We start from the raw sequence: 20,908 nt of genomic DNA, 5'->3' as shown, positions 1-20,908 counted from the left end.
GGATATGGTGGCCCTCGGTGCTGGCAGGCACCTCGTCGACGATGGCCGTTTTCCCGGTGCCTGGGAGGGGCGGGCCGCGCCTATAATCCCGGCCCCTGGGAGGGTTCGCACCGTGGCCTGGCCGTCTTGGCGAGGCTGGCCGCAGGTGTGATGGATGAATGTTTCGACAGGGAGTTTTTACATGGAATACACACCTTGCATCAGCCAGATGGCGGCCTTGCTGGCCGACCCCAAGCGCAGTGCGATGCTCTGGGCCTTGCTGGATGGTGCTGCCCGGCCAGCCGATGAACTGGCTCTGCAGGCGGGATTGTCCACCGCTTCGGCGGGCGCGCACCTGGCACGCCTGGCCGCAGGTGGCTTGCTGAAGCAGGAGACCCGCGGCCGCAAGCGCTTTTTCCGCCTCGCCGCGCCCGAGATCGGCACCGCTGTGCAGGCCCTGGCCAGCGCTTCGCAGATCAGTGCCGAGCGGGTCAGCCAGCACCAGGCGCCGCTGCTGCCGTCCTTGCCGCTGCGTCGGGCGCGGGTGTGTTGCGACCATCTGGGCGGCGAGCTGGCCGCCGAACTCTATCAGCGCCTGCTGATCGACGGCTGGATCGAACAGCTGGAGCAGCGCGTCGAGGTCACCAGCAAGGGGCTGGCCAAGTTCGCCGAGCAGGGCATCTATGTGCCGGCCCTGGCGCAGCGCGAGCGCGATACGGTATGTGCCTGCCCCGACCGCCACGAGGACACCCCGCACCTGGGCGGTGCGCTGGGTGCCGGGCTGTTGCAGTTATTCATTCAGATGGGCTGGCTGTGCACCACCGAAGAGTCCAACACCTTGCAGGTGTCATCCAGCGGGCAACGGGAGATCAGCAAGATCGCCTCGGCCGCGTGATGGCAGCCGAGGCGTTGCGGGTCAGGGCTTGACCAGGCGTGCGTCGAGGCTGTTCTGCGCCAGACGGCGAGCCTGGTCCTGGGTCATGCCCAGGTGGGTATGCAGGGCATGGAAGTTCTCGGTCACGTAGCCACCGAAGTAGGCCGGGTCGTCGGAGTTGACCGTGACCTTCACGCCGCGCTCGAGCATGTCGAGGATGTTGTGCTGGCTCATGTGGTCGAACACACAGAGCTTGGTGTTGGACAGCGGGCAGACGGTGAGCGGGATCTGCTCGTCGATGATCCGTTGCATCAGGCGCTCGTCCTCGATGGCCCGCACGCCATGGTCGATGCGTTCGATCTTCAGCAGGTCGAGGGCTTCCCAGATGTACTCGGGCGGGCCTTCCTCACCGGCGTGTGCCACGGTCAGGAAGCCTTCGGCACGGGCACGGTCGAAGACGCGCTGGAACTTGCTCGGCGGGTGGCCCATTTCCGAGCTGTCCAGGCCCACGGCGACGAAGGCATCACGGAACGGCAGCGCCTGGTCGAGGGTCTGCTGCGCCTGCTCTTCACTCAGGTGGCGCAGGAAGCTGAGGATCAGGCCGCTGCTGACGCCCAGTTGCTGACGACCATCCTTGAGGGCCTGGGTAATACCGGCCAGCACCACTTCGAAGGGGATGCCGCGGTCGGTATGGGTCTGCGGATCGAAGAAGGGTTCGGTGTGGATCACGTTCTGCGCCTTGCAGCGTTGCAGGTAGGCCCAGGTAAGGTCGTAGAAGTCCTGCTCGGTGCGCAGCACGTCGGCGCCCTGGTAGTAGAGGTCGAGGAATTCCTGCAGGTTGTTGAAGGCGTAGGCCTGGCGCAGGGCCTCGACGTCCTGCCAGGGCAGGGCGATGCCGTTGCGGTCGGCGAGGGCGAAGAGCAGTTCTGGCTCCAGCGAGCCCTCCAGGTGCAGGTGCAATTCTGCCTTGGGCAGGGCGTTCAGCCAGTCGTACATGGTCATCTCTCATCAGGTGCAATGGCCGGGCATTCTACAGGGCCGGCCCGCTGCGCGGGACCGCCGCAGTACGGACGGTCCGCATATGTCGACATCTTGAAACCTTTTGACACATGCCGGGCTCTCAACACTGCAATCTTTCCGCATCACGGCAATGGACAGGCACATGGGCTCGGTCATCAAACAGGAAAAATTTCTGCTTCTGGCGATTCTCGCGGCGCTTGCCGCTTATCCGCTAGAGCATCAGTTGCTCGGCCATGGCCGCACGGTGGCGCTGATCGCCGGCCTGGCCCTGGTGGCATTCATCGTCTGCGCGTCGCTGCGCGTGGCGCATCATGCCGAGGTGCTGGCCGAGAAGGTCGGCGACCCTTACGGGACGATGATCCTTACCCTGTCGGCAGTGCTGGTGGAGGTGGTCATCCTGGCGATCATGATGAGCAACGAGCCATCGCCGACCCTGGTACGCGACACCATCTATGCCGCGGTGATGCTCGACATCAACGGCATTCTCGGCCTGGCCGCGCTGATGGGCGGACTCAAGCATGGCGAGCAGGTCTACAACGACAGTTCCGCACGCACCTACAGCGTGATGATCCTCACCGCCATGGGCGTGTCGATGGTTGTACCGGAGTTCATCCCCGAGGGTGACTGGAAACTCTATTCGGCGTTCACCATCGGCGCGATGGTGGTGCTCTACACCCTGTTCCTGCGCATGCAGGTGGGGCCGCACAGCTACTTCTTCAGTTACAACTACCCGGAAAAGAAGAAGCAACGGCACGGCCCGGAGGCCAGTCATGAGCCCGGCAGCCTGGGGATGTCCATCGGCATTCTGGTGCTGGGCGTGGTGGTTATCGGGGCATTGGCCGAGGTGATGTCCAAGAGCCTGGACCTGGGGCTGGAGGGCAGTGGTGCGCCGCCGGTGATGACCGCGATTCTGGTGGCGGCCATCTCGGCTTCGCCGGAGATCCTCACCGCCTTGCGCGCGGCGCTGGCCAATCGCATGCAGGCGGTAGTCAACATCGCTCTGGGGGCGTCGCTGTCTACGGTGATTCTCACGGTACCGGTGATGGAAGCCATGGCGCTGTACAGCGGTCAGCCGTTCCAGATGGCCATGACTCCGGTGCAGACGGTGATGGTGTTCATCACCCTGCTGGTGTGTGCGATCAACCTCAACGACGGACAGACCAACGCCATCGAGGGCATGACCCATTTCGTGCTGTTTGCCACCTTCATCATGCTGTCGTGCATGGGGCTGTAGCGGCGGCCTGGAGAGCGCGCCGCTACGTGAGGGTTACCAGGGAATGGACGCGCCCTTGTAGTCGATGAAGTGGTGGCCGCCCTTGCCGGCGTAGGCTTGCAACTGCTCGAACAACCCGGTGGTGCTGGTCAGTACGTCGATCTCGGCATTTTCGCCACCCATGTCGGTCTTCACCCAGCCCGGGTGCAGCGACAGAACGGTCGGGCGCGGCTCGGGCAGCTGGCCGACGAAGGTGTTGGTCATCGAGTTCAGGGCGGCCTTGCTGGCCTTGTACAGGGGCAGCGTGTCGCCGTCGGGGCAGGCCACGCTGCCCAATACGGAACTCATGAAGGCGATCACACCGGTGCCGGGGCGAACCTGGTGCACCAGGTGTTCAGCCAGGCGGATCGGCGCGACGGCATTGGTGAGGAACAACTGGCCCAGCTCGGCGGCGGTGGACTGGGCGGCGCTCTGGTGCTGCGGGCCGATGACGCCGGCATTGACGAACAGCACGTCGAAGGTTTCGCCTTTGAGCTTCTGGACCAACACCTGCAGCGAGGCATTGTCGTCGATATCGAGTGTTTCGATACGCACGCCTTCGATCGCCTTCAAAGCGTCGGCCTTGAGCGGATCGCGAACCGTGGCGGTGACTTTCCATTGCTGTTCAGTCAGGCGCTGGACCAATCCCAGGCCGAGCCCGCGAGAAGCGCCGATGATCAGCGCGGTTTTTTCGGCAGACATGGAAAACTCCTTTTCTTGGGTGGCGATGACATCAGGGCCCGCAGCCTACTCCAGGCTTGGGTCTGTGGATACTTTGTTCTGAACACGGGGCGTCCCAGGAGTGCAGTCCGATTGAGCTGGTCAGTAAATGATCAATCGTCGGGGAAGGCGGCAGTTATGCGGGGTGGCGCAAGGCGTTCACCTGTTATCCACAGGCTGCTCCACAAATATTGTGAGCAACCGCTGGGGCAGGGCGAACGGCACTGGCTCTCTCTCCAGTGCCTCGTCGTGATTGCCCAAGCGATTGTTTTCAGCCTGTTTTTCTGTCTTTGCCAGGCGGTTGGTCAAAACATGATCACTGGCGTGCAGAGCCCGGCAGGCAAGGCTTGCAGCCCGGTGTGCTCAGCTTATCCACAACCCGGCCCACAATAGATGTGAGCAACTGCAGGGTCACGCCTGCTGCGTCGCCTCTTCCAGAATGATGCGCCCGCGACTGAGGTCGGCCAGCTGACGCTGCAGTGCCTCGACGTGCTCAGGCACCACGGCAATGGACATCTGCACGCCATTGGCGGTGAAGTCTTCATGCTCGACCAGGCCCTGTGCTTCTGAGATTCGCAGCTTGACCAGAGCCAGTTCACTGAAGCTGCACTCCAGCCTGAAGGGCTGGCGGTTCACCAGTGGCAGGCGCGGGGCCTGCTGCAGGCATTTATTGGCACCACCGCCATAGGCGCGGGCCAGCCCGCCGGTGCCCAGCTGGATGCCGCCGTACCAGCGGATTACCAGCACCACCACCTGATCGAAATCCTGGGCTTCGATGGCCGCGAGGATCGGCCGACCTGCGGTGCCGCCGGGTTCGCCGTCGTCGTTGCTGCGATACTGGCTGCCCAGCTTCCATGCCCAGCAGTTATGTGTGGCGTTCAGGTCGCTGTGCTGTTCGATGAAGGCTTGCGCATCGGCCGGGCTGGCGATGGGACCTGCCAGGGTGATGAAGCGGCTTTTGCGAATTTCTTCGCGAAATTCACAGAAGCCGGTGAGGGTAGAAGGCATGCACGGTGTCCGGCGGATAACGTAAGGCGCCTATTACAGACCCGGCGGCCTCAACCCGCAACCCTTGAGGATGATGCTGACCAGATTGTCGCCGGCCAGCTCCATGTCCTGGCGGCTCAACTGGCTGCGTCCGGTGAGCTGGCAGATGTGGCTGGCGAAGTCGGCGTAATGCTGGGTGCTGCTCCACAGCATGAAGATCAGGTGAGCCGGGTCGATCGGGTCTATCTTGCCGGCATCGACCCAGGCCTGGAACACCGCCTTACGGCCCTGGAACCATTGGCGGTAGTCCTGGTTGAAATGCTGGCTCATGTATTCCCCACCGCTGATGATCTCCATGGCGAATATCCGCGAGGCTTGGGGGTGGCTGCGCGAGAAGGCCATCTTGGTGCGTATGTAGGCGGCCAGTGCGCTGGCAGGGTCGTCGTCGACCTGCAATTGGCTGAAGGCGTCTTCCCACTGGTCGATGATGCTGCCCAGCAGGGCGATATACAGGCTCTGCTTGTTACTGAAGTAGTAGTGCAGGTTGGCCTTGGGCAGGCCGGCCCGCTGCGCAATGGCGTTCATGCTGGTGCCCTTGTAGCCGTGTCGGGCAAATTCGTCTTCTGCGGCTTTCAGGATGATCTGCTGGTTCTTCCGGCGAATCCGGCTGGCGGGTTTGACTGGGGCACTGCGGTACACGACGGCGTCAGGGGGCATGTGGGCGACTCCGCGGTTCTGTTCTACTTATATGAAGGTGTGCACTGCACAGATAACTCAACTGGGCTTTTCCCACAAGGAAAAAAGGGATTATTGTCGGACAATCCTGAGGTGCGCCTGTGGCTTCCCTGTTTCGGCTTATGAAGCGCGGTAGTGCGTACTAACGCGCCTCTTCTATATAGAAAGCACGGTGTATTCCATGGCGAGGCCATTAATTTCAGTTTTTTGAAATTAATGGTTGACGGCCTTTCAGATGTCCTTATAATGCGCACCACTTCCAACGCGGAATGCACCGAAAACTCCTTGAGAATCAACGAGTTAAGGTGAAGCGAAAGAAGTGGTGCGAATCTTCGGATTCCGGCGGTGAAAAAGGCAGTTGACAGCAACTTAGGATGCTGTAAGATTCGCCTCCCGCTGACGAGATGATCGAATGATCGCTCGGCACGCAAGCGTTTCGAAGTTTGAATCGAGATTGAAACTTCTGAAAATAAACGCTTGACAGATTAAGAGGTTAGCGTAGAATGCGCGCCTCGGTTGAAGCGAAAGGCTCAACCAACCGCTCTTTAACAACTGAATCAAGCAATTCGTGTGGGTGCTTGCGCTGTCAGACTGAGAGTCACCAGATTATCAGCAACGTAAGTGACCATGCGAGAAATCACATAGTCATTTGAGATTGCTGAGCCAAGTTTAGGGTTTCTTAAAAACCCAAGCAGTATTGAACTGAAGAGTTTGATCATGGCTCAGATTGAACGCTGGCGGCAGGCCTAACACATGCAAGTCGAGCGGTAGAGAGAAGCTTGCTTCTCTTGAGAGCGGCGGACGGGTGAGTAATGCCTGGGAATCTGCCTGATAGTGGGGGATAACGTCCGGAAACGGACGCTAATACCGCATACGTCCTACGGGAGAAAGTGGGGGCTCTTCGGACCTCACGCTATCAGATGAGCCTAGGTCGGATTAGCTAGTTGGTGAGGTAATGGCTCACCAAGGCGACGATCCGTAACTGGTCTGAGAGGATGATCAGTCACACTGGAACTGAGACACGGTCCAGACTCCTACGGGAGGCAGCAGTGGGGAATATTGGACAATGGGCGAAAGCCTGATCCAGCCATGCCGCGTGTGTGAAGAAGGTCTTCGGATTGTAAAGCACTTTAAGTTGGGAGGAAGGGTCGTTACCTAATACGTGGCGATTTTGACGTTACCGACAGAATAAGCACCGGCTAACTCTGTGCCAGCAGCCGCGGTAATACAGAGGGTGCAAGCGTTAATCGGAATTACTGGGCGTAAAGCGCGCGTAGGTGGTTTGTTAAGTTGGATGTGAAATCCCCGGGCTCAACCTGGGAACTGCATCCAAAACTGGCAAGCTAGAGTAGGGCAGAGGGTGGTGGAATTTCCTGTGTAGCGGTGAAATGCGTAGATATAGGAAGGAACACCAGTGGCGAAGGCGACCACCTGGGCTCATACTGACACTGAGGTGCGAAAGCGTGGGGAGCAAACAGGATTAGATACCCTGGTAGTCCACGCCGTAAACGATGTCAACTAGCCGTTGGAATCCTTGAGATTTTAGTGGCGCAGCTAACGCATTAAGTTGACCGCCTGGGGAGTACGGCCGCAAGGTTAAAACTCAAATGAATTGACGGGGGCCCGCACAAGCGGTGGAGCATGTGGTTTAATTCGAAGCAACGCGAAGAACCTTACCAGGCCTTGACATCCAGTGAACTTTCTAGAGATAGATTGGTGCCTTCGGGAACACTGAGACAGGTGCTGCATGGCTGTCGTCAGCTCGTGTCGTGAGATGTTGGGTTAAGTCCCGTAACGAGCGCAACCCTTGTCCTTAGTTACCAGCACGTTATGGTGGGCACTCTAAGGAGACTGCCGGTGACAAACCGGAGGAAGGTGGGGATGACGTCAAGTCATCATGGCCCTTACGGCCTGGGCTACACACGTGCTACAATGGTCGGTACAGAGGGTTGCCAAGCCGCGAGGTGGAGCTAATCTCACAAAACCGATCGTAGTCCGGATCGCAGTCTGCAACTCGACTGCGTGAAGTCGGAATCGCTAGTAATCGCGAATCAGAATGTCGCGGTGAATACGTTCCCGGGCCTTGTACACACCGCCCGTCACACCATGGGAGTGGGTTGCACCAGAAGTAGCTAGTCTAACCTTCGGGAGGACGGTTACCACGGTGTGATTCATGACTGGGGTGAAGTCGTAACAAGGTAGCCGTAGGGGAACCTGCGGCTGGATCACCTCCTTAATCGACGACCCAGCTGCGTCGTAAGTTCCCACACGAATTGCTTGATTCCTTGTCGAAGACGATAGCAGCCTGCATATAGGTCTGTAGCTCAGTTGGTTAGAGCGCACCCCTGATAAGGGTGAGGTCGGCAGTTCAAATCTGCCCAGACCTACCAGTTCCCTGGGGCCATAGCTCAGCTGGGAGAGCGCCTGCCTTGCACGCAGGAGGTCAGCGGTTCGATCCCGCTTGGCTCCACCATATTCTGGTCTGCTTGTTGTTGTCAGAGCTTAGAAATGAGCATTTGCCTGAAGTGCCAGGTGGAAATGCTGATTTCTGACCTTTGTCAGATCGTTCTTTAAAAATTCGGATGTGAAACAAGATTTAGACTGTGGACCACTTTCACTGGTGGACCACAGGCTAAGGCAAAGAAAGTTTGTTTTCTCAAGCTTTCGGCGAATGTCGTCTTCACAGTATAACCAGATAGCTTGGGGTTATATGGTCAAGTGAAGAAGCGCATACGGTGGATGCCTTGGCAGTCAGAGGCGATGAAAGACGTGGTAGCCTGCGATAAGCTTCGGGGAGTCGGCAAACAGACTGTGATCCGGAGATCTCTGAATGGGGGAACCCACTCAGCACAAGCTGAGTATCCTGCACTGAATACATAGGTGCAGGAGGCGAACCAGGGGAACTGAAACATCTAAGTACCCTGAGGAATAGAAATCAACCGAGATTCCCTTAGTAGTGGCGAGCGAACGGGGACCAGCCCTTAAGTGGCTTTGAGATTAGCGGAACGCTCTGGAAAGTGCGGCCATAGTGGGTGATAGCCCCGTACGCGAAAATCTCTTGGCCATGAAATCGAGTAGGACGGGGCACGAGAAACCTTGTCTGAACATGGGGGGACCATCCTCCAAGGCTAAATACTACTGACTGACCGATAGTGAACCAGTACCGTGAGGGAAAGGCGAAAAGAACCGCGGAGAGCGGAGTGAAATAGAACCTGAAACCGTATGCGTACAAGCAGTGGGAGCCTACTTTGTTAGGTGACTGCGTACCTTTTGTATAATGGGTCAGCGACTTATATTCAGTGGCAAGCTTAACCGTATAGGGGAGGCGTAGCGAAAGCGAGTCTTAATAGGGCGATCAGTCGCTGGGTATAGACCCGAAACCGGGCGATCTATCCATGGGCAGGTTGAAGGTTAGGTAACACTGACTGGAGGACCGAACCGACTACCGTTGAAAAGTTAGCGGATGACCTGTGGATCGGAGTGAAAGGCTAATCAAGCTCGGAGATAGCTGGTTCTCCTCGAAAGCTATTTAGGTAGCGCCTCACGTATCACTCCAGGGGGTAGAGCACTGTTTCGGCTAGGGGGTCATCCCGACTTACCAAACCGATGCAAACTCCGAATACCTGGAAGTGCCGAGCGTGGGAGACACACGGCGGGTGCTAACGTCCGTCGTGAAAAGGGAAACAACCCAGACCGTCAGCTAAGGTCCCAAAGTCATGGTTAAGTGGGAAACGATGTGGGAAGGCTTAGACAGCTAGGAGGTTGGCTTAGAAGCAGCCACCCTTTAAAGAAAGCGTAATAGCTCACTAGTCGAGTCGGCCTGCGCGGAAGATGTAACGGGGCTCAAACCATGCACCGAAGCTACGGGTGTCATCTTTGATGACGCGGTAGAGGAGCGTTCTGTAAGCCTGTGAAGGTGAGTTGAGAAGCTTGCTGGAGGTATCAGAAGTGCGAATGCTGACATGAGTAACGACAATGGGAGTGAAAAACTCCCACGCCGAAAGACCAAGGTTTCCTGCGCAACGTTAATCGACGCAGGGTTAGTCGGTCCCTAAGGCGAGGCTGAAAAGCGTAGTCGATGGAAAACAGGTTAATATTCCTGTACTTCCGGTTATTGCGATGGAGGGACGGAGAAGGCTAGGCCAGCCTGGCGTTGGTTGTCCAGGTTTAAGGTGGTAGGCTGGGATCTTAGGCAAATCCGGGATCCCAAGGCCGAGAGCTGATGACGAGCGTTCTTAGAACGCGAAGTGGTTGATGCCATGCTTCCAGGAAAAGCTCCTAAGCTTCAGATAATCGGGAACCGTACCCCAAACCGACACAGGTGGTTAGGTAGAGAATACCAAGGCGCTTGAGAGAACTCGGGTGAAGGAACTAGGCAAAATGGCACCGTAACTTCGGGAGAAGGTGCGCCGGTGAGGGTGAAGGACTTGCTCCGTAAGCCCATGCCGGTCGAAGATACCAGGCCGCTGCGACTGTTTATTAAAAACACAGCACTCTGCAAACACGAAAGTGGACGTATAGGGTGTGACGCCTGCCCGGTGCCGGAAGGTTAATTGATGGGGTTAGCGCAAGCGAAGCTCTTGATCGAAGCCCCGGTAAACGGCGGCCGTAACTATAACGGTCCTAAGGTAGCGAAATTCCTTGTCGGGTAAGTTCCGACCTGCACGAATGGCGTAACGATGGCGGCGCTGTCTCCACCCGAGACTCAGTGAAATTGAAATCGCTGTGAAGATGCAGTGTATCCGCGGCTAGACGGAAAGACCCCGTGAACCTTTACTATAGCTTTGCACTGGACTTTGAACTTGCTTGTGTAGGATAGGTGGGAGGCTGTGAAGCGTGGACGCCAGTCTGCGTGGAGCCATCCTTGAAATACCACCCTGGCAACTTTGAGGTTCTAACTCAGGTCCGTTATCCGGATCGAGGACAGTGTATGGTGGGTAGTTTGACTGGGGCGGTCTCCTCCCAAAGAGTAACGGAGGAGTACGAAGGTGCGCTCAGACCGGTCGGAAATCGGTCGCAGAGTATAAAGGCAAAAGCGCGCTTGACTGCGAGACCCACACGTCGAGCAGGTACGAAAGTAGGTCTTAGTGATCCGGTGGTTCTGTATGGAAGGGCCATCGCTCAACGGATAAAAGGTACTCCGGGGATAACAGGCTGATACCGCCCAAGAGTTCATATCGACGGCGGTGTTTGGCACCTCGATGTCGGCTCATCACATCCTGGGGCTGAAGCCGGTCCCAAGGGTATGGCTGTTCGCCATTTAAAGTGGTACGCGAGCTGGGTTTAGAACGTCGTGAGACAGTTCGGTCCCTATCTGCCGTGGACGTTTGAGATTTGAGAGGGGCTGCTCCTAGTACGAGAGGACCGGAGTGGACGAACCTCTGGTGTTCCGGTTGTCACGCCAGTGGCACTGCCGGGTAGCTATGTTCGGAAGAGATAACCGCTGAAAGCATCTAAGCGGGAAACTCGCCTCAAGATGAGATCTCACTGGGATCTTGAATCCCCTAAAGGGCCGTCGAAGACTACGACGTTGATAGGTGGGGTGTGTAAGCGCTGTGAGGCGTTGAGCTAACCCATACTAATTGCCCGTGAGGCTTGACCATATAACACCCAAGCCATCTGCACCGCAGTGGCGGTGTGTGAAGACGCAACAGCCGAAAGCTGGAAAACAAACTGCCGCTTGTTTCACAACCGAATTTGCTGGAACGCCGCAAGGCGCGCCGGCCACCGAATTTCTTGACGACCATAGAGTGTTGGAACCACCTGATCCCATCCCGAACTCAGCAGTGAAACGACACATCGCCGATGGTAGTGTGGGGCTTCCCCATGTGAGAGTAGGTCATCGTCAAGATTAAACACCAAAACCCCTGATCGCACTGCGGTCAGGGGTTTTGCTTTTGCGCCGGGAAAACATCAGACCCGCATTGGCTCCATCTGGACGCCCGCCTGCGCAGCCCTTATGGTGCGCCCTTGAGTATTTCCCACGAGCCAAGGAAGCCCTAATGCCGTATACGACCTCATTGAACGCCGGTTTCATGGTGGTTCATGGCAACAGGCCGGATGAGTTGCGCAGCCTGGTCGTTTCCTGGATGCGTCGCTACCCCTTGGCGCCGTTGGAGAATGAAATCGCCCTGGTGCAGAGTAACGGTATTGCCCAATGGCTCAAGCTGGCACTGGCCGAAGACACCGAAGACGATGATCTGGGCGGTTGTGGCATTGCCGCCGCCATCGACGTGCAATTGCCCGGCAGTTTCATGTGGCAGTTGTACCGTACTGTCCTGGGACGTGAAGAGATTCCCGCCACCTCGTTGCTGGACAAGGCGCCGCTGACCTGGCGTCTGATGCGTCTGTTGCCGGCGCTGCTCGAACGCCCGCATTTCGAACCCCTGCAACGATTCCTCACCGACGACACCGATCTGCGCAAGCGCTACCAGCTGTCCGAACGCCTGGCCGACCTGTTCGACCAGTACCAGGTGTACCGTGCTGACTGGCTGGAAGACTGGGCGGCGGGGCGTCACCAATTACGCTCCGTACGCGGTGAAGTCCGTCCATTGAACCCGGCCAACATCTGGCAGGCGGAGTTGTGGCGTGCGCTGTTGCACGATGTCGGTGCCGAAGGCATGGCGCAGAGCCGCGCCGGCGTGCATCAACGCTTCATGGAATGCATTCAGGGCCTGGGCCAGGCACCGGCGGGCCTGCCATCGCGGGTCATCGTCTTCGGCATTTCCTCGCTGCCGGCCCAGACGCTGGAGGCATTGGCCGGTCTGGCGCGCTTCAGCCAGGTGCTGCTGTGTGTACACAACCCGTGTCGCCACTACTGGGCCGACATCGTGGCCGACAAGGACCTGCTGCGGCACCAGTACAAACGCCAGGCCCGCAAGCAAGGCATGCCCCAGGTGCTCGATCCCGAAGCGCTGCATCAGCATGCCCACCCTCTGCTGGCTGCCTGGGGCAAGCAGGGGCGTGACTACATCAATCTGCTCGACAGCCACGACAACCCGCTCAGCTACCGCTTCTGCTTCAAGGATGAACGCATCGACCTGTTCAGCGACAGCGAACCCCGGAATTTGCTCGGCCAGTTGCAGGACGACATCCTCGAATTGCGTCCGCTCGACGAGACCCGCGAGCTATGGCCTGCCGTGGATCCTTTGCAGGATCGTTCGATCCGCTTCCATGTGGCGCACAGTGCCCAGCGAGAGGTGGAAATCCTTCATGACCAGTTGCTCGCGCGGTTCAGTCGCGACCCCGAACTGCGTCCCCGTGACATCATCGTCATGGTCCCTGACATCGACAGCTACGCCCCGCACATTCGCGCGGTGTTCGGGCAGATCGACCGCGATGACAAACGCTTCATTCCCTTCACCCTGGCCGACCAGGGCCAGCGCGGTCGCGAGCCGCTGCTGATTGCCGTGGAGCACCTGCTCAAGCTCCCGGACAGCCGCTTTCCGGTCAGTGAGATCCTCGACCTGCTGGATGTTCCGGCCTTGCGTGCGCGCTTCGGCATTCAGGAAAGCGACCTGCCGACCCTGCATCGCTGGATCGAAGGCGCCGGCATCCGCTGGGGACTGGACGCCCGGCAGCGTGCCGGGCTCGGTTTGCCGGAGGCCCTGGAACAGAACAGCTGGAAGTTCGGCCTGCGGCGCATGTTGCTGGGCTATGCGGTGGGCAGTGCCGAGGCCTATGACGGCATCGAACCCTATGACGAGATTGGCGGGCTGGACGCTGCGCTGATCGGCCCGCTGGTTGCGCTGATCGACGCACTCGACATCGCCCACGCGGAACTTAAAACCGCCGCCACCCCACAGGAGTGGGGCCTGCGCCTGCAGAATCTGCTGCGGGTATTCTTTCAGGCTGAAAGCGAGCACGACGACTACCTGCTGGTGCAGTTGGAGAACCTGCGCGAGCAATGGTTGCAGACCTGCGAAGTCGTCGGTCTGGTCGATGCCCTGCCGTTGACCGTGGTGCGTGAAGCCTGGCTGGCCGGGCTCGACCAGGGCCGCCTGTCGCAGCGCTTTCTGGCCGGTGCGGTGAACTTCTGCACGCTGATGCCGATGCGCGCCATTCCCTTCAAGGTGGTGTGTCTGCTGGGCATGAACGATGGTGACTACCCGCGTGCGCAAGCGCCACTGGACTTCGACCTGATGGGCAGCGACTACCGCCCCGGCGACCGTTCGCGGCGCGAGGATGACCGTTACCTGCTGCTCGAAGCGCTGCTGTCGGCCCGTGACCAGTTGTATGTCAGCTGGGTCGGCCACAGCATTCGCGACAACAGCGAGCGTCCGGCTTCGGTACTGATTGGCCAGTTGCGTGATCACCTGGCCAGCGGTTGGCGGCTGGCCGGAGCCGAGTCCGAATCGGGCCAGGCGCTGCTCGATGCCCTGACCCTGGCGCACCCGCTGCAACCCTTCAGCGCCCGTTATTTCACCCAAGGCTCGGGCTACTTCAGCTTCGCTCATGAGTGGGAAGCGCTGCATGAAGCGGTGCCGCCGGCTATCGATGCGCACCCTCTGCCGCCCCACCAGCCGCTGGAGCCCTTGGGCCTGAACCTGTTGCAGGACTTTCTGCGCAACCCGGTCAGGCATTTCTATACCCAGCGCCTGAAAATTTTCTTCGAGCAGGCCGAAGCGCCATTGGCCGACGAAGAGCCTTTCGTGCTCGACGCCCTGCAGCGCTACGGCGTGAGTGAAAGCCTGCTGATGGCGGCGATGCTCGACCCGCAGGCCAGCGAGGCCGCCATGCAGGTCCAGGCCCGGCGTCTGCAAGGCAGCGGGCTGTTGCCGATGGCCGGGTTCGGTACCGCTCTGCAAGCGGAGCTGATTGAGCCGTTGCCGAGTGTGCTGCAGCGTTACCAGGCGCTGTTGACGCGCTGGCCAGAGCCGTTGCATAGCGCCTTGCCGGTGAGCTTCCAGTACCGTGACATGCAGCTCGAAGGCTGGCTGGGTGGTCTGCACCGCAATGCCGAAGGGCAGATGCTCGCAGTCAGCGCCGTGCCCAATGGCATCGGCGCGAAGAAGACCCGCAAGTGGCATCGCTTGATTCGCCCCTGGGTGAACCACCTGGTGGCCTCGGCCTGCGGCCTGCCACTGACCACCGCGCTGGTGGCCAGCGATGAAACCCTGCTGTTGCCGCCGCTGCCCGAGGCAGACGCGCGCCGCGATCTGCAGTACCTGCTCAGCGGCTGGCTTAACGGTATGCAGCATCCATTGCCGGTCGCCCCCAAGACCGCCTTTGCCTGGCTGTCGCAGGCCGGCGATCCGCTCAAAGCCGAGGCCGCGGCACGCAAGGCCTATGACGGCGATGGCCAGAACACCCAGGGAGAACGGGCCGAAAGCATTGCCCTGCTGCGTCAGTACCCGGACTTCGACGCCCTGCAAGACAGCGAAAGCTTTGCCGGCTGGTGCGAAGCTCTCTATAAGCCGATGTTCGACGCGCCCTGGCAGGGCGAGGAGGCGGGACAATGAATACCTCAGCGGCCTCTCGTCCCTTGGCACTGCGCTTTCCGCTGCGCGGCAGCCAGCTCATCGAAGCCAGCGCCGGCACTGGCAAGACCTTCACCATTTCCGCGCTCTACCTGCGCCTGGTGCTGGGACATGGCGATGAGTCCAGCGGCTTCGGTCGTGAACTGCTGCCGCCACAGATCCTCGTGGTGACCTTCACCGACGCCGCCACCAAGGAGCTGCGCGACCGTATTCGTACGCGCCTGGCGGAAGCGGCGCGCTTCTTCCGCGACGAAATCGCCGCTCCCGATGCGCTGATCGCCGAACTGCGCGATGACTTCGCGCCCGAGCAATGGGCCGCGTGCGCCAGTCGCCTGGACATCGCCGCGCAATGGATGGACGAAGCGGCGGTGTCGACCATCCACAGCTGGTGCCAGCGCATGCTGCGCGAACACGCCTTCGACAGCGGCAGCCTGTTCACCCAGAGCCTGGAAACCGACCACAGCGAACTGCTGGGAGAAGTGCTGCGCGATTACTGGCGACGCTTCTGCTACCCCATGAGCGGGGCATCCCTGGCGTGGGTACGGGAAAACTGGGGTGGGCCGGATGCACTGCTGCGACGCGTACGTGGCCTGTTCGGCCGCGAACTCAAACCGCTGGAACAGGATCCGGCGCAGTTGATCGACGAGGCACTGGAGCGCCGGCAGGCCGCCTTGCAGGCGCTCAAGGCGCCCTGGGTCGACTGGGTGCCGCAGCTGTTCGAGCTGTTCCAGGCGGCGGTGGCGGCCAAGCAGGTCAATGGCAACAAGATTCGCGAGAACTACTACCGGTCCTGGTTGGAAAAACTCGCGACCTGGGCGGCCGACCCCGCCCAGGAGCAGCTGGAACTGGGGAGCGGCTTCACCCGCCTGACTCCGGACGGCATCGCTGATGCCTGGAAGGCCGAGCCTCCGGTACACCCGGCCTTCGAGGCCATGCGAAGCCTCAAGGACGCGCTGGACAACCTGCCCAGCCCCGATGTCGAGTTGCTGCAGCATGCGGCGCGTTGGGTGGGCGCACGCTTCGAAAGCGAAAAGCGTCGCCGCGCCGAGATGGGCTTCGACGACATGCTGTTGCGCCTGGACAGCGCCCTGACCGGTGCCGCTGGCGAGCGCCTGGCCAGTCTGATTCGCGAGCAGTTTCCGGTCGCGCTGATCGACGAATTCCAGGACACCGACCCGGTCCAGTACCGTATCTTCGACAGCATCTATCGCCTGGAGGACAACGACCCGCAAACCGGCCTGTTCCTCATCGGCGACCCCAAGCAGGCGATCTACGCCTTCCGTGGCGCCGACATTCATACCTACCTGCGCGCCCGCCGCGCCACTGCTGGCCGCTGGCACACGCTGGATACCAACTTCCGCTCCAGTACGGCGATGGTCGAAGCCGCCAACCAAGTGTTCCTGCACGCCGAAACCCGAGAACAGGGCCGTGGTGCCTTTCTGTTTCGCGAGCAGGGCGACAACCCGGTGCCGTTCAGCCCGGTTTTGGCTCAGGGGCGCAAGGAGCGTCTGGAGGTGCAGGGCCAGCCACTCGACGCCTTGACGGTCTGGCACTGGGCGGGTGACGAACCGGTGTCCGGCGCCGCCTATCGCCAGCAACTGGCGGCGGCCTGTGCCAGTGCCATCGTCGCGTTGCTCAGCGGCGGCCAGCAGGGCACCGTAGGTTTTGTCCGCCCCGGCGAAGCACTGCGCGGTGTGCTGCCGGCCGACATCGCCATCCTCGTGCGCGACGGCCAGGAGGCCCAGGCCATCAGGGCTGCGCTGGCAGCGCGCAACGTCCGCAGCGTATACCTGTCGGACAAAGACTCGGTGTTCGCCGCCCAAGAGGCCCACGACCTGCTGGCCTGGCTCAAGGCCTGTGTCGAGCCGGACGCCGAGCGAGTGCTGCGCGCTGCGCTGGCGAGCATCACCCTGGCCTTGCCGCTGGCCGAGCTGGAACGCCTCAACCACGACGAACTGGCCTGGGAACGGCGTGTCATGCAGTTCCGTGGCCTGCGGATGCTGTGGCGCCAGCAGGGCGTGCTGCCGATGCTGCGCCGCCTGCTGCACGACTTCGGCCTGCCGCAGACGCTCATGGCCCGCAGCGACGGCGAACGCGTACTGACCAACCTGCTGCACCTGTCCGAGCTGTTGCAGCAGGCCTCTGGCGAGCTGGATGGCGAGCAGGCACTGGTGCGTTACCTGACCGAGCAACTGGCCTTGGGCGGGCAGACCGGCGAAGAGCAGATTTTGCGCCTGGAAAGCGACGAGCAACTGGTCAAGGTGGTCACCATCCACAAATCCAAGGGCCTGGAATACCCCTTGGTGTTCCTGCCGTTCATCTGTTCCAGCAAACCGGTGGACGGCAGCCGCTTGCCGTTGCAATTCCACGACGATGAAGGCCGGCTGCACTTCAGCCTGCAAGCCACCGCAGAACTGGTCGAGCGTGCCGACGACGAGCGTCTGGCCGAAGACCTGCGGCTGCTCTACGTGGCCCTGACCCGTTCGGTGCATGCCTGCTGGCTGGGGGTGGCTGACCTCAAGCGCGGCGCGAGCAAGCTCTCGCAGTTGCACCGCTCGGCGCTGGGCTACCTGCTCGGCGGCGGAGCGCCGCTGCGTGACAGCCAGGAACTCGACGAGTGGCTGCTGGCCCTGGCCGCGCCCAGCCGTGCGATTTCAGTGCAGGCACTGCCCCAGGCCAACGACGAGCCCTTCACGCCCGTGCGCGTGCAGAGCGGGCCGATCAAGGCGCTCAGTGCGCGGCGCAAGGCGGCGGAGCACTGGTGGATCGCTTCCTACAGTGCCTTGCGCCTGGGCGATGGCATGGTCGCCGGCAGTGACAGCGCACCGGACACGCCGCTGGCGCAAAAGCTCTTCGATGACGACCGCCCCGACCCTCAGGCCGCCCGCGAGCCGGTGCCCGGCGTCAGCGACATCCACCGCTTTCCTCGCGGTCCCAACCCCGGCACCTTCCTGCACGGCCTGTTGGAGTGGGCGGGCAGAGAAGGCTTCGCCGAGGTGGCGGCGGACCCGCAGCGAACCCCTAACGGCCTGCTCCAGACCGTGGCCAAGCGCTGTGAGCGACGCGGCTGGAGCGCCTGGATCACGCCGCTGGGCGACTGGCTGGTGGACCTGCTGGGCATGCCCCTGCCGCTGGGGCCGCAGACACCACCGGTGGCCTTGTGCAACCTCGACCAGCCCAACCAGTACCGGGTGGAAATGGAGTTCTGGTTCGCCAGCCACCGCGTCGACGTACAGCGCCTGGATAGCCTGGTGCGCCAGCACACCCACGCCAATGCACCACGCCCGGCTGTGCAGACGGCCGCCCTCAACGGCATGTTCAAGGGCTTCATCGACCTGACCTTCGAGCATGACGGCCGCTATTACGTGGCCGACTACAAATCCAACTGGCTGGGTGCGGACGACAGCGCCTATGCGCCGCAGGCCATGGAAACGGCGATCCTCGAACACCGCTACGACCTGCAGTACGTGCTTTACCTGCTGGCCTTGCATCGCCAGCTCAAGGCGCGCCTGGCCGACTACGACTACGACCGCCACATGGGCGGCGCGCTGTACCTGTTCCTGCGTGGCAGCCGTGCGCCGGGGCAGGGCGTGTTCCATGCCCGGCCGCCGCGTGAACTGATCGAAGACCTTGACCTGTTGTTCCAGGGCCGCTTGCCGATGCCGCAGCGCGCAGGAGAACCCGCATGAGCCGTACCCTTGCCCACCTGTTGCCGACGCCCTTGCAGGCCGATGGCTTGAGTCACCTGGCACCGCTGGCCCGCGTCGACGACTTGCTGAGCCTGCTCGACCGCTGGACCGAGCGGGGCTGGCTGCGTGCCCTGGACCGGGCTTTCGTGGCCTTTCTGGCCAGCCTTGACCCGTCGGCCGATCCGCGCGTGCTGCTGGCCGCCGCACTGACCAGCCACCAGCTGGGGCACGGGCATGTATGCCTGGACCTGTTCGAGACGCTTGATAAGCCGGACTTCGCCCTGTCACTGCCGCCGGAAGGTGATCTGCAGAGTAGCCCGATGCTGTTGCCCTCGCAGTTGCTGGGCGGGCTCGATGGCGCGGCCTGGTGCCAGGTGCTGGCCGACAGCCCGCTGGTGGCGGCGGCGCAGACCCCTGACCCCGAGCAGCAGCGTCGGCCGTTGGTCCTCGCCGAGCGGCGCCTGTACCTGCGCCGCTACTGGAATTACGAGCGGCGCATCGACGCGGTGCTGCACCGGCGCCTGGGGCAAGCGCAAGAGCCGCCAGCCGATCTGCGCCAGCGCCTGGATACGCTGTTCGGCCAGCCCGCCGAACAGATCGACTGGCAGAAGCTGGCCTGCGCCCTGGCCACCCGCCGCGCGTTCAGCATCATCACCGGCGGGCCAGGCACTGGCAAGACCACCACGGTGGTGCGCCTGCTGGCGTTGTTGCAGGCACCGGCCGTGGAAAGCGGCCAGCCGCTGCGTATTCGCCTCGCGGCACCCACCGGCAAGGCGGCAGCGCGGCTGACCGAGTCCATCAGCCAGCAAGTACGCCAGCTGAGCGTCGATGAATCCGTGCGCGACAAGATCCCCAGTGAGGTCACCACCGTGCATCGCCTGCTGGGCAGCCGTCCCGGCACCCGGCACTTCCGCCATCACGCGGGCAACCCGTTGCAACTGGATGTGCTGGTGGTCGACGAAGCCTCGATGATCGACCTGGAAATGATGGCCAACCTGCTCGATGCCTTGCCGCCCCATGCCCGCATGGTGCTGCTGGGCGACAAGGACCAGCTGGCTTCGGTGGAGGCCGGCGCCGTGCTGGGTGACCTGTGCCGCGACGCCGAGGTTGGCCTGTACAGCCCGCAGACCCGCGCCTGGCTGGAGTCGGTGAGCGGCGAAAACCTCGCTGCCAGCGGCCTGCAGGAAGGTGATGCCACCCGGCATGCGCTGGCCCAGCAGGTGGTGATGCTGCGGCACTCACGACGCTTCGGCCAGGGCAGTGGCATCGGCCAACTGGCCAGGTTGGTCAACCAGCAGCAGGCCGGCAAGGCCCGCGAGCTGCTGGCGGCCAACAGTCATTCCGACCTCTACCTGTGCCGCCTGGACAACCAGCCCGATGGCAGCCTGGAGCGCCTGGTGCTTGACGGGCACGGCCTGGAAGGCGAGCGCCCCCAGGGCTACCGCCACTACCTGGACTTGCTGGCGGTGCAGCGACCGGCAGCGGGCACCGATCTCTCTGACCCCTGCTGGACGGTCTGGGCCCGTGAGGTGCTGCAGGCATTCGACGAATTCCAGCTGCTCTGCGCGGTGCGCAAAGGGCCTTGGGGTGTCGAGGGGCTCAACCAGCGCATCACGGCGGCGTTGTTCAATGCCGGGCTGATCGATGGCGAACAGTGGTATGAGGGGCGGCCTGTACTGATGACCCGCAACGATTACGGCCTGGGTCTGATGAACGGCGACATCGGCATCGCCCTGCGCGTTCCGGAACGAGAAGGCGACAGCCGCCAGGTGCTGCGCGTGGCCTTCGCGCGTAACGATGGCAGCGGTGGGGTGCGGCTGATTCTGCCCAGCCGGCTCAATGATGTCGAAACCGTCTACGCCATGACGGTGCACAAATCCCAAGGCTCGGAGTTCGCGCACACCGCGTTGATCTTGCCCGAAGCCTTGAATCCGGTGCTGACCAAAGAGCTGATCTACACCGGCATCACCCGGGCGCGGCGCTGGTTCAGCCTTATCGAACCCCGCCCGGGTGTGTTCGAGCAGGCGGTACAGCGCAAGGTCAAGCGCCTGTCGGGATTGATGCTGGCGCTCTAGCCCGCAGCTTGGCCGTTTTTCCGCCTGCACGGCCAGGCACCAAATCCGCTCAACGATGCAAAATGTTGCGCTCCGGCTTTGCTGCCACGGCAAGGTTT

At 61.4% G+C, this 20,908-nt stretch carries 9 protein-coding genes, 2 tRNA genes and 3 rRNA genes; 10 read left to right on the top strand and 4 right to left on the bottom strand.

Annotated elements, in window-relative coordinates:
• The first annotated feature begins 181 nt into the window (after positions 1 to 181).
• A complete protein-coding gene (locus RRX38_RS12960) occupies positions 182 to 874 on the top strand; it encodes a winged helix-turn-helix domain-containing protein (RefSeq protein ID WP_315959520.1) in 693 nt (230 codons plus the stop codon).
• A 21-nt stretch (positions 875 to 895) separates the two neighbouring features.
• Here RRX38_RS12960 and RRX38_RS12955 read toward each other — a convergent pair whose 3' ends face one another.
• Positions 896 to 1,849, bottom strand: a complete 954-nt coding sequence (locus tag RRX38_RS12955) for an adenosine deaminase (protein ID WP_315959519.1) — start codon at positions 1,847 to 1,849, stop codon at positions 896 to 898.
• A 166-nt stretch (positions 1,850 to 2,015) separates the two neighbouring features.
• Between RRX38_RS12955 and RRX38_RS12950 the strand changes: the two genes are divergently transcribed.
• Complete coding sequence (locus RRX38_RS12950) at positions 2,016 to 3,107, top strand: calcium:proton antiporter (RefSeq protein WP_315959518.1); 1,092 nt, start codon at positions 2,016 to 2,018, stop codon at positions 3,105 to 3,107.
• 33 nt (positions 3,108 to 3,140) lie between these two features.
• Here RRX38_RS12950 and RRX38_RS12945 read toward each other — a convergent pair whose 3' ends face one another.
• The 3 genes from RRX38_RS12945 to RRX38_RS12935 all read right to left on the bottom strand — a co-directional run bounded on the left by RRX38_RS12945 (position 3,141) and on the right by RRX38_RS12935 (position 5,549).
• Positions 3,141 to 3,827 (bottom strand): SDR family oxidoreductase, encoded by a 687-nt coding sequence (locus RRX38_RS12945; RefSeq protein WP_315959517.1) that lies wholly within the window; start codon positions 3,825 to 3,827, stop codon positions 3,141 to 3,143.
• 429 nt (positions 3,828 to 4,256) lie between these two features.
• On the bottom strand, positions 4,257 to 4,853 hold the full coding sequence (locus RRX38_RS12940) for a YigZ family protein (RefSeq protein ID WP_315959516.1): 597 nt from the start codon (positions 4,851 to 4,853) through the stop codon (positions 4,257 to 4,259).
• 33 nt (positions 4,854 to 4,886) lie between these two features.
• Entirely contained in the window at positions 4,887 to 5,549 is a 663-nt protein-coding gene (locus tag RRX38_RS12935; RefSeq protein WP_315959515.1) for a TetR/AcrR family transcriptional regulator, read from the bottom strand.
• A gap of 717 nt (positions 5,550 to 6,266) precedes the next feature.
• Here RRX38_RS12935 and RRX38_RS12930 point away from each other — a divergent pair.
• The 8 genes from RRX38_RS12930 to recD all read left to right on the top strand — a co-directional run bounded on the left by RRX38_RS12930 (position 6,267) and on the right by recD (position 20,810).
• A 16S ribosomal RNA gene (locus RRX38_RS12930) occupies positions 6,267 to 7,803 on the top strand.
• A 77-nt stretch (positions 7,804 to 7,880) separates the two neighbouring features.
• A tRNA-Ile gene (locus tag RRX38_RS12925) sits at positions 7,881 to 7,957 on the top strand.
• A 7-nt stretch (positions 7,958 to 7,964) separates the two neighbouring features.
• A tRNA-Ala gene (locus RRX38_RS12920) sits at positions 7,965 to 8,040 on the top strand.
• Between the two features lie 239 nt (positions 8,041 to 8,279).
• A 23S ribosomal RNA gene (locus RRX38_RS12915) occupies positions 8,280 to 11,170 on the top strand.
• Between the two features lie 132 nt (positions 11,171 to 11,302).
• Positions 11,303 to 11,418, top strand: a 5S ribosomal RNA gene (gene rrf / locus RRX38_RS12910).
• Together the 16S, 23S and 5S rRNA genes with 2 tRNA genes alongside form the textbook arrangement of a ribosomal RNA operon.
• Positions 11,419 to 11,569: 151 nt before the next feature.
• Complete coding sequence (gene recC / locus RRX38_RS12905) at positions 11,570 to 15,028, top strand: exodeoxyribonuclease V subunit gamma (protein WP_315959514.1); 3,459 nt, start codon at positions 11,570 to 11,572, stop codon at positions 15,026 to 15,028.
• The gene (gene recB / locus RRX38_RS12900) at positions 15,025 to 18,735 is read left to right on the top strand and encodes an exodeoxyribonuclease V subunit beta (protein ID WP_315959513.1); all 3,711 of its coding nucleotides are present in this window, start codon (positions 15,025 to 15,027) and stop codon (positions 18,733 to 18,735) included. The genes recC and recB overlap by 4 nt, the downstream gene beginning before the upstream one ends.
• Entirely contained in the window at positions 18,732 to 20,810 is a 2,079-nt protein-coding gene (recD, locus tag RRX38_RS12895) for an exodeoxyribonuclease V subunit alpha (RefSeq protein WP_315959512.1), read from the top strand. Before recB ends, recD begins: the two co-directional genes overlap by 4 nt.
• Positions 20,811 to 20,908: the final 98 nt, after the last annotated feature.

It is taken from the genome of Pseudomonas sp. DTU_2021_1001937_2_SI_NGA_ILE_001 (genome assembly GCF_032463525.1).
GTDB lineage: Bacteria > Pseudomonadota > Gammaproteobacteria > Pseudomonadales > Pseudomonadaceae > Aquipseudomonas.
The sequence above is the reverse complement of the archived record's forward strand: the minus strand, read 5'-3'. Positions and strand labels throughout refer to the sequence as shown.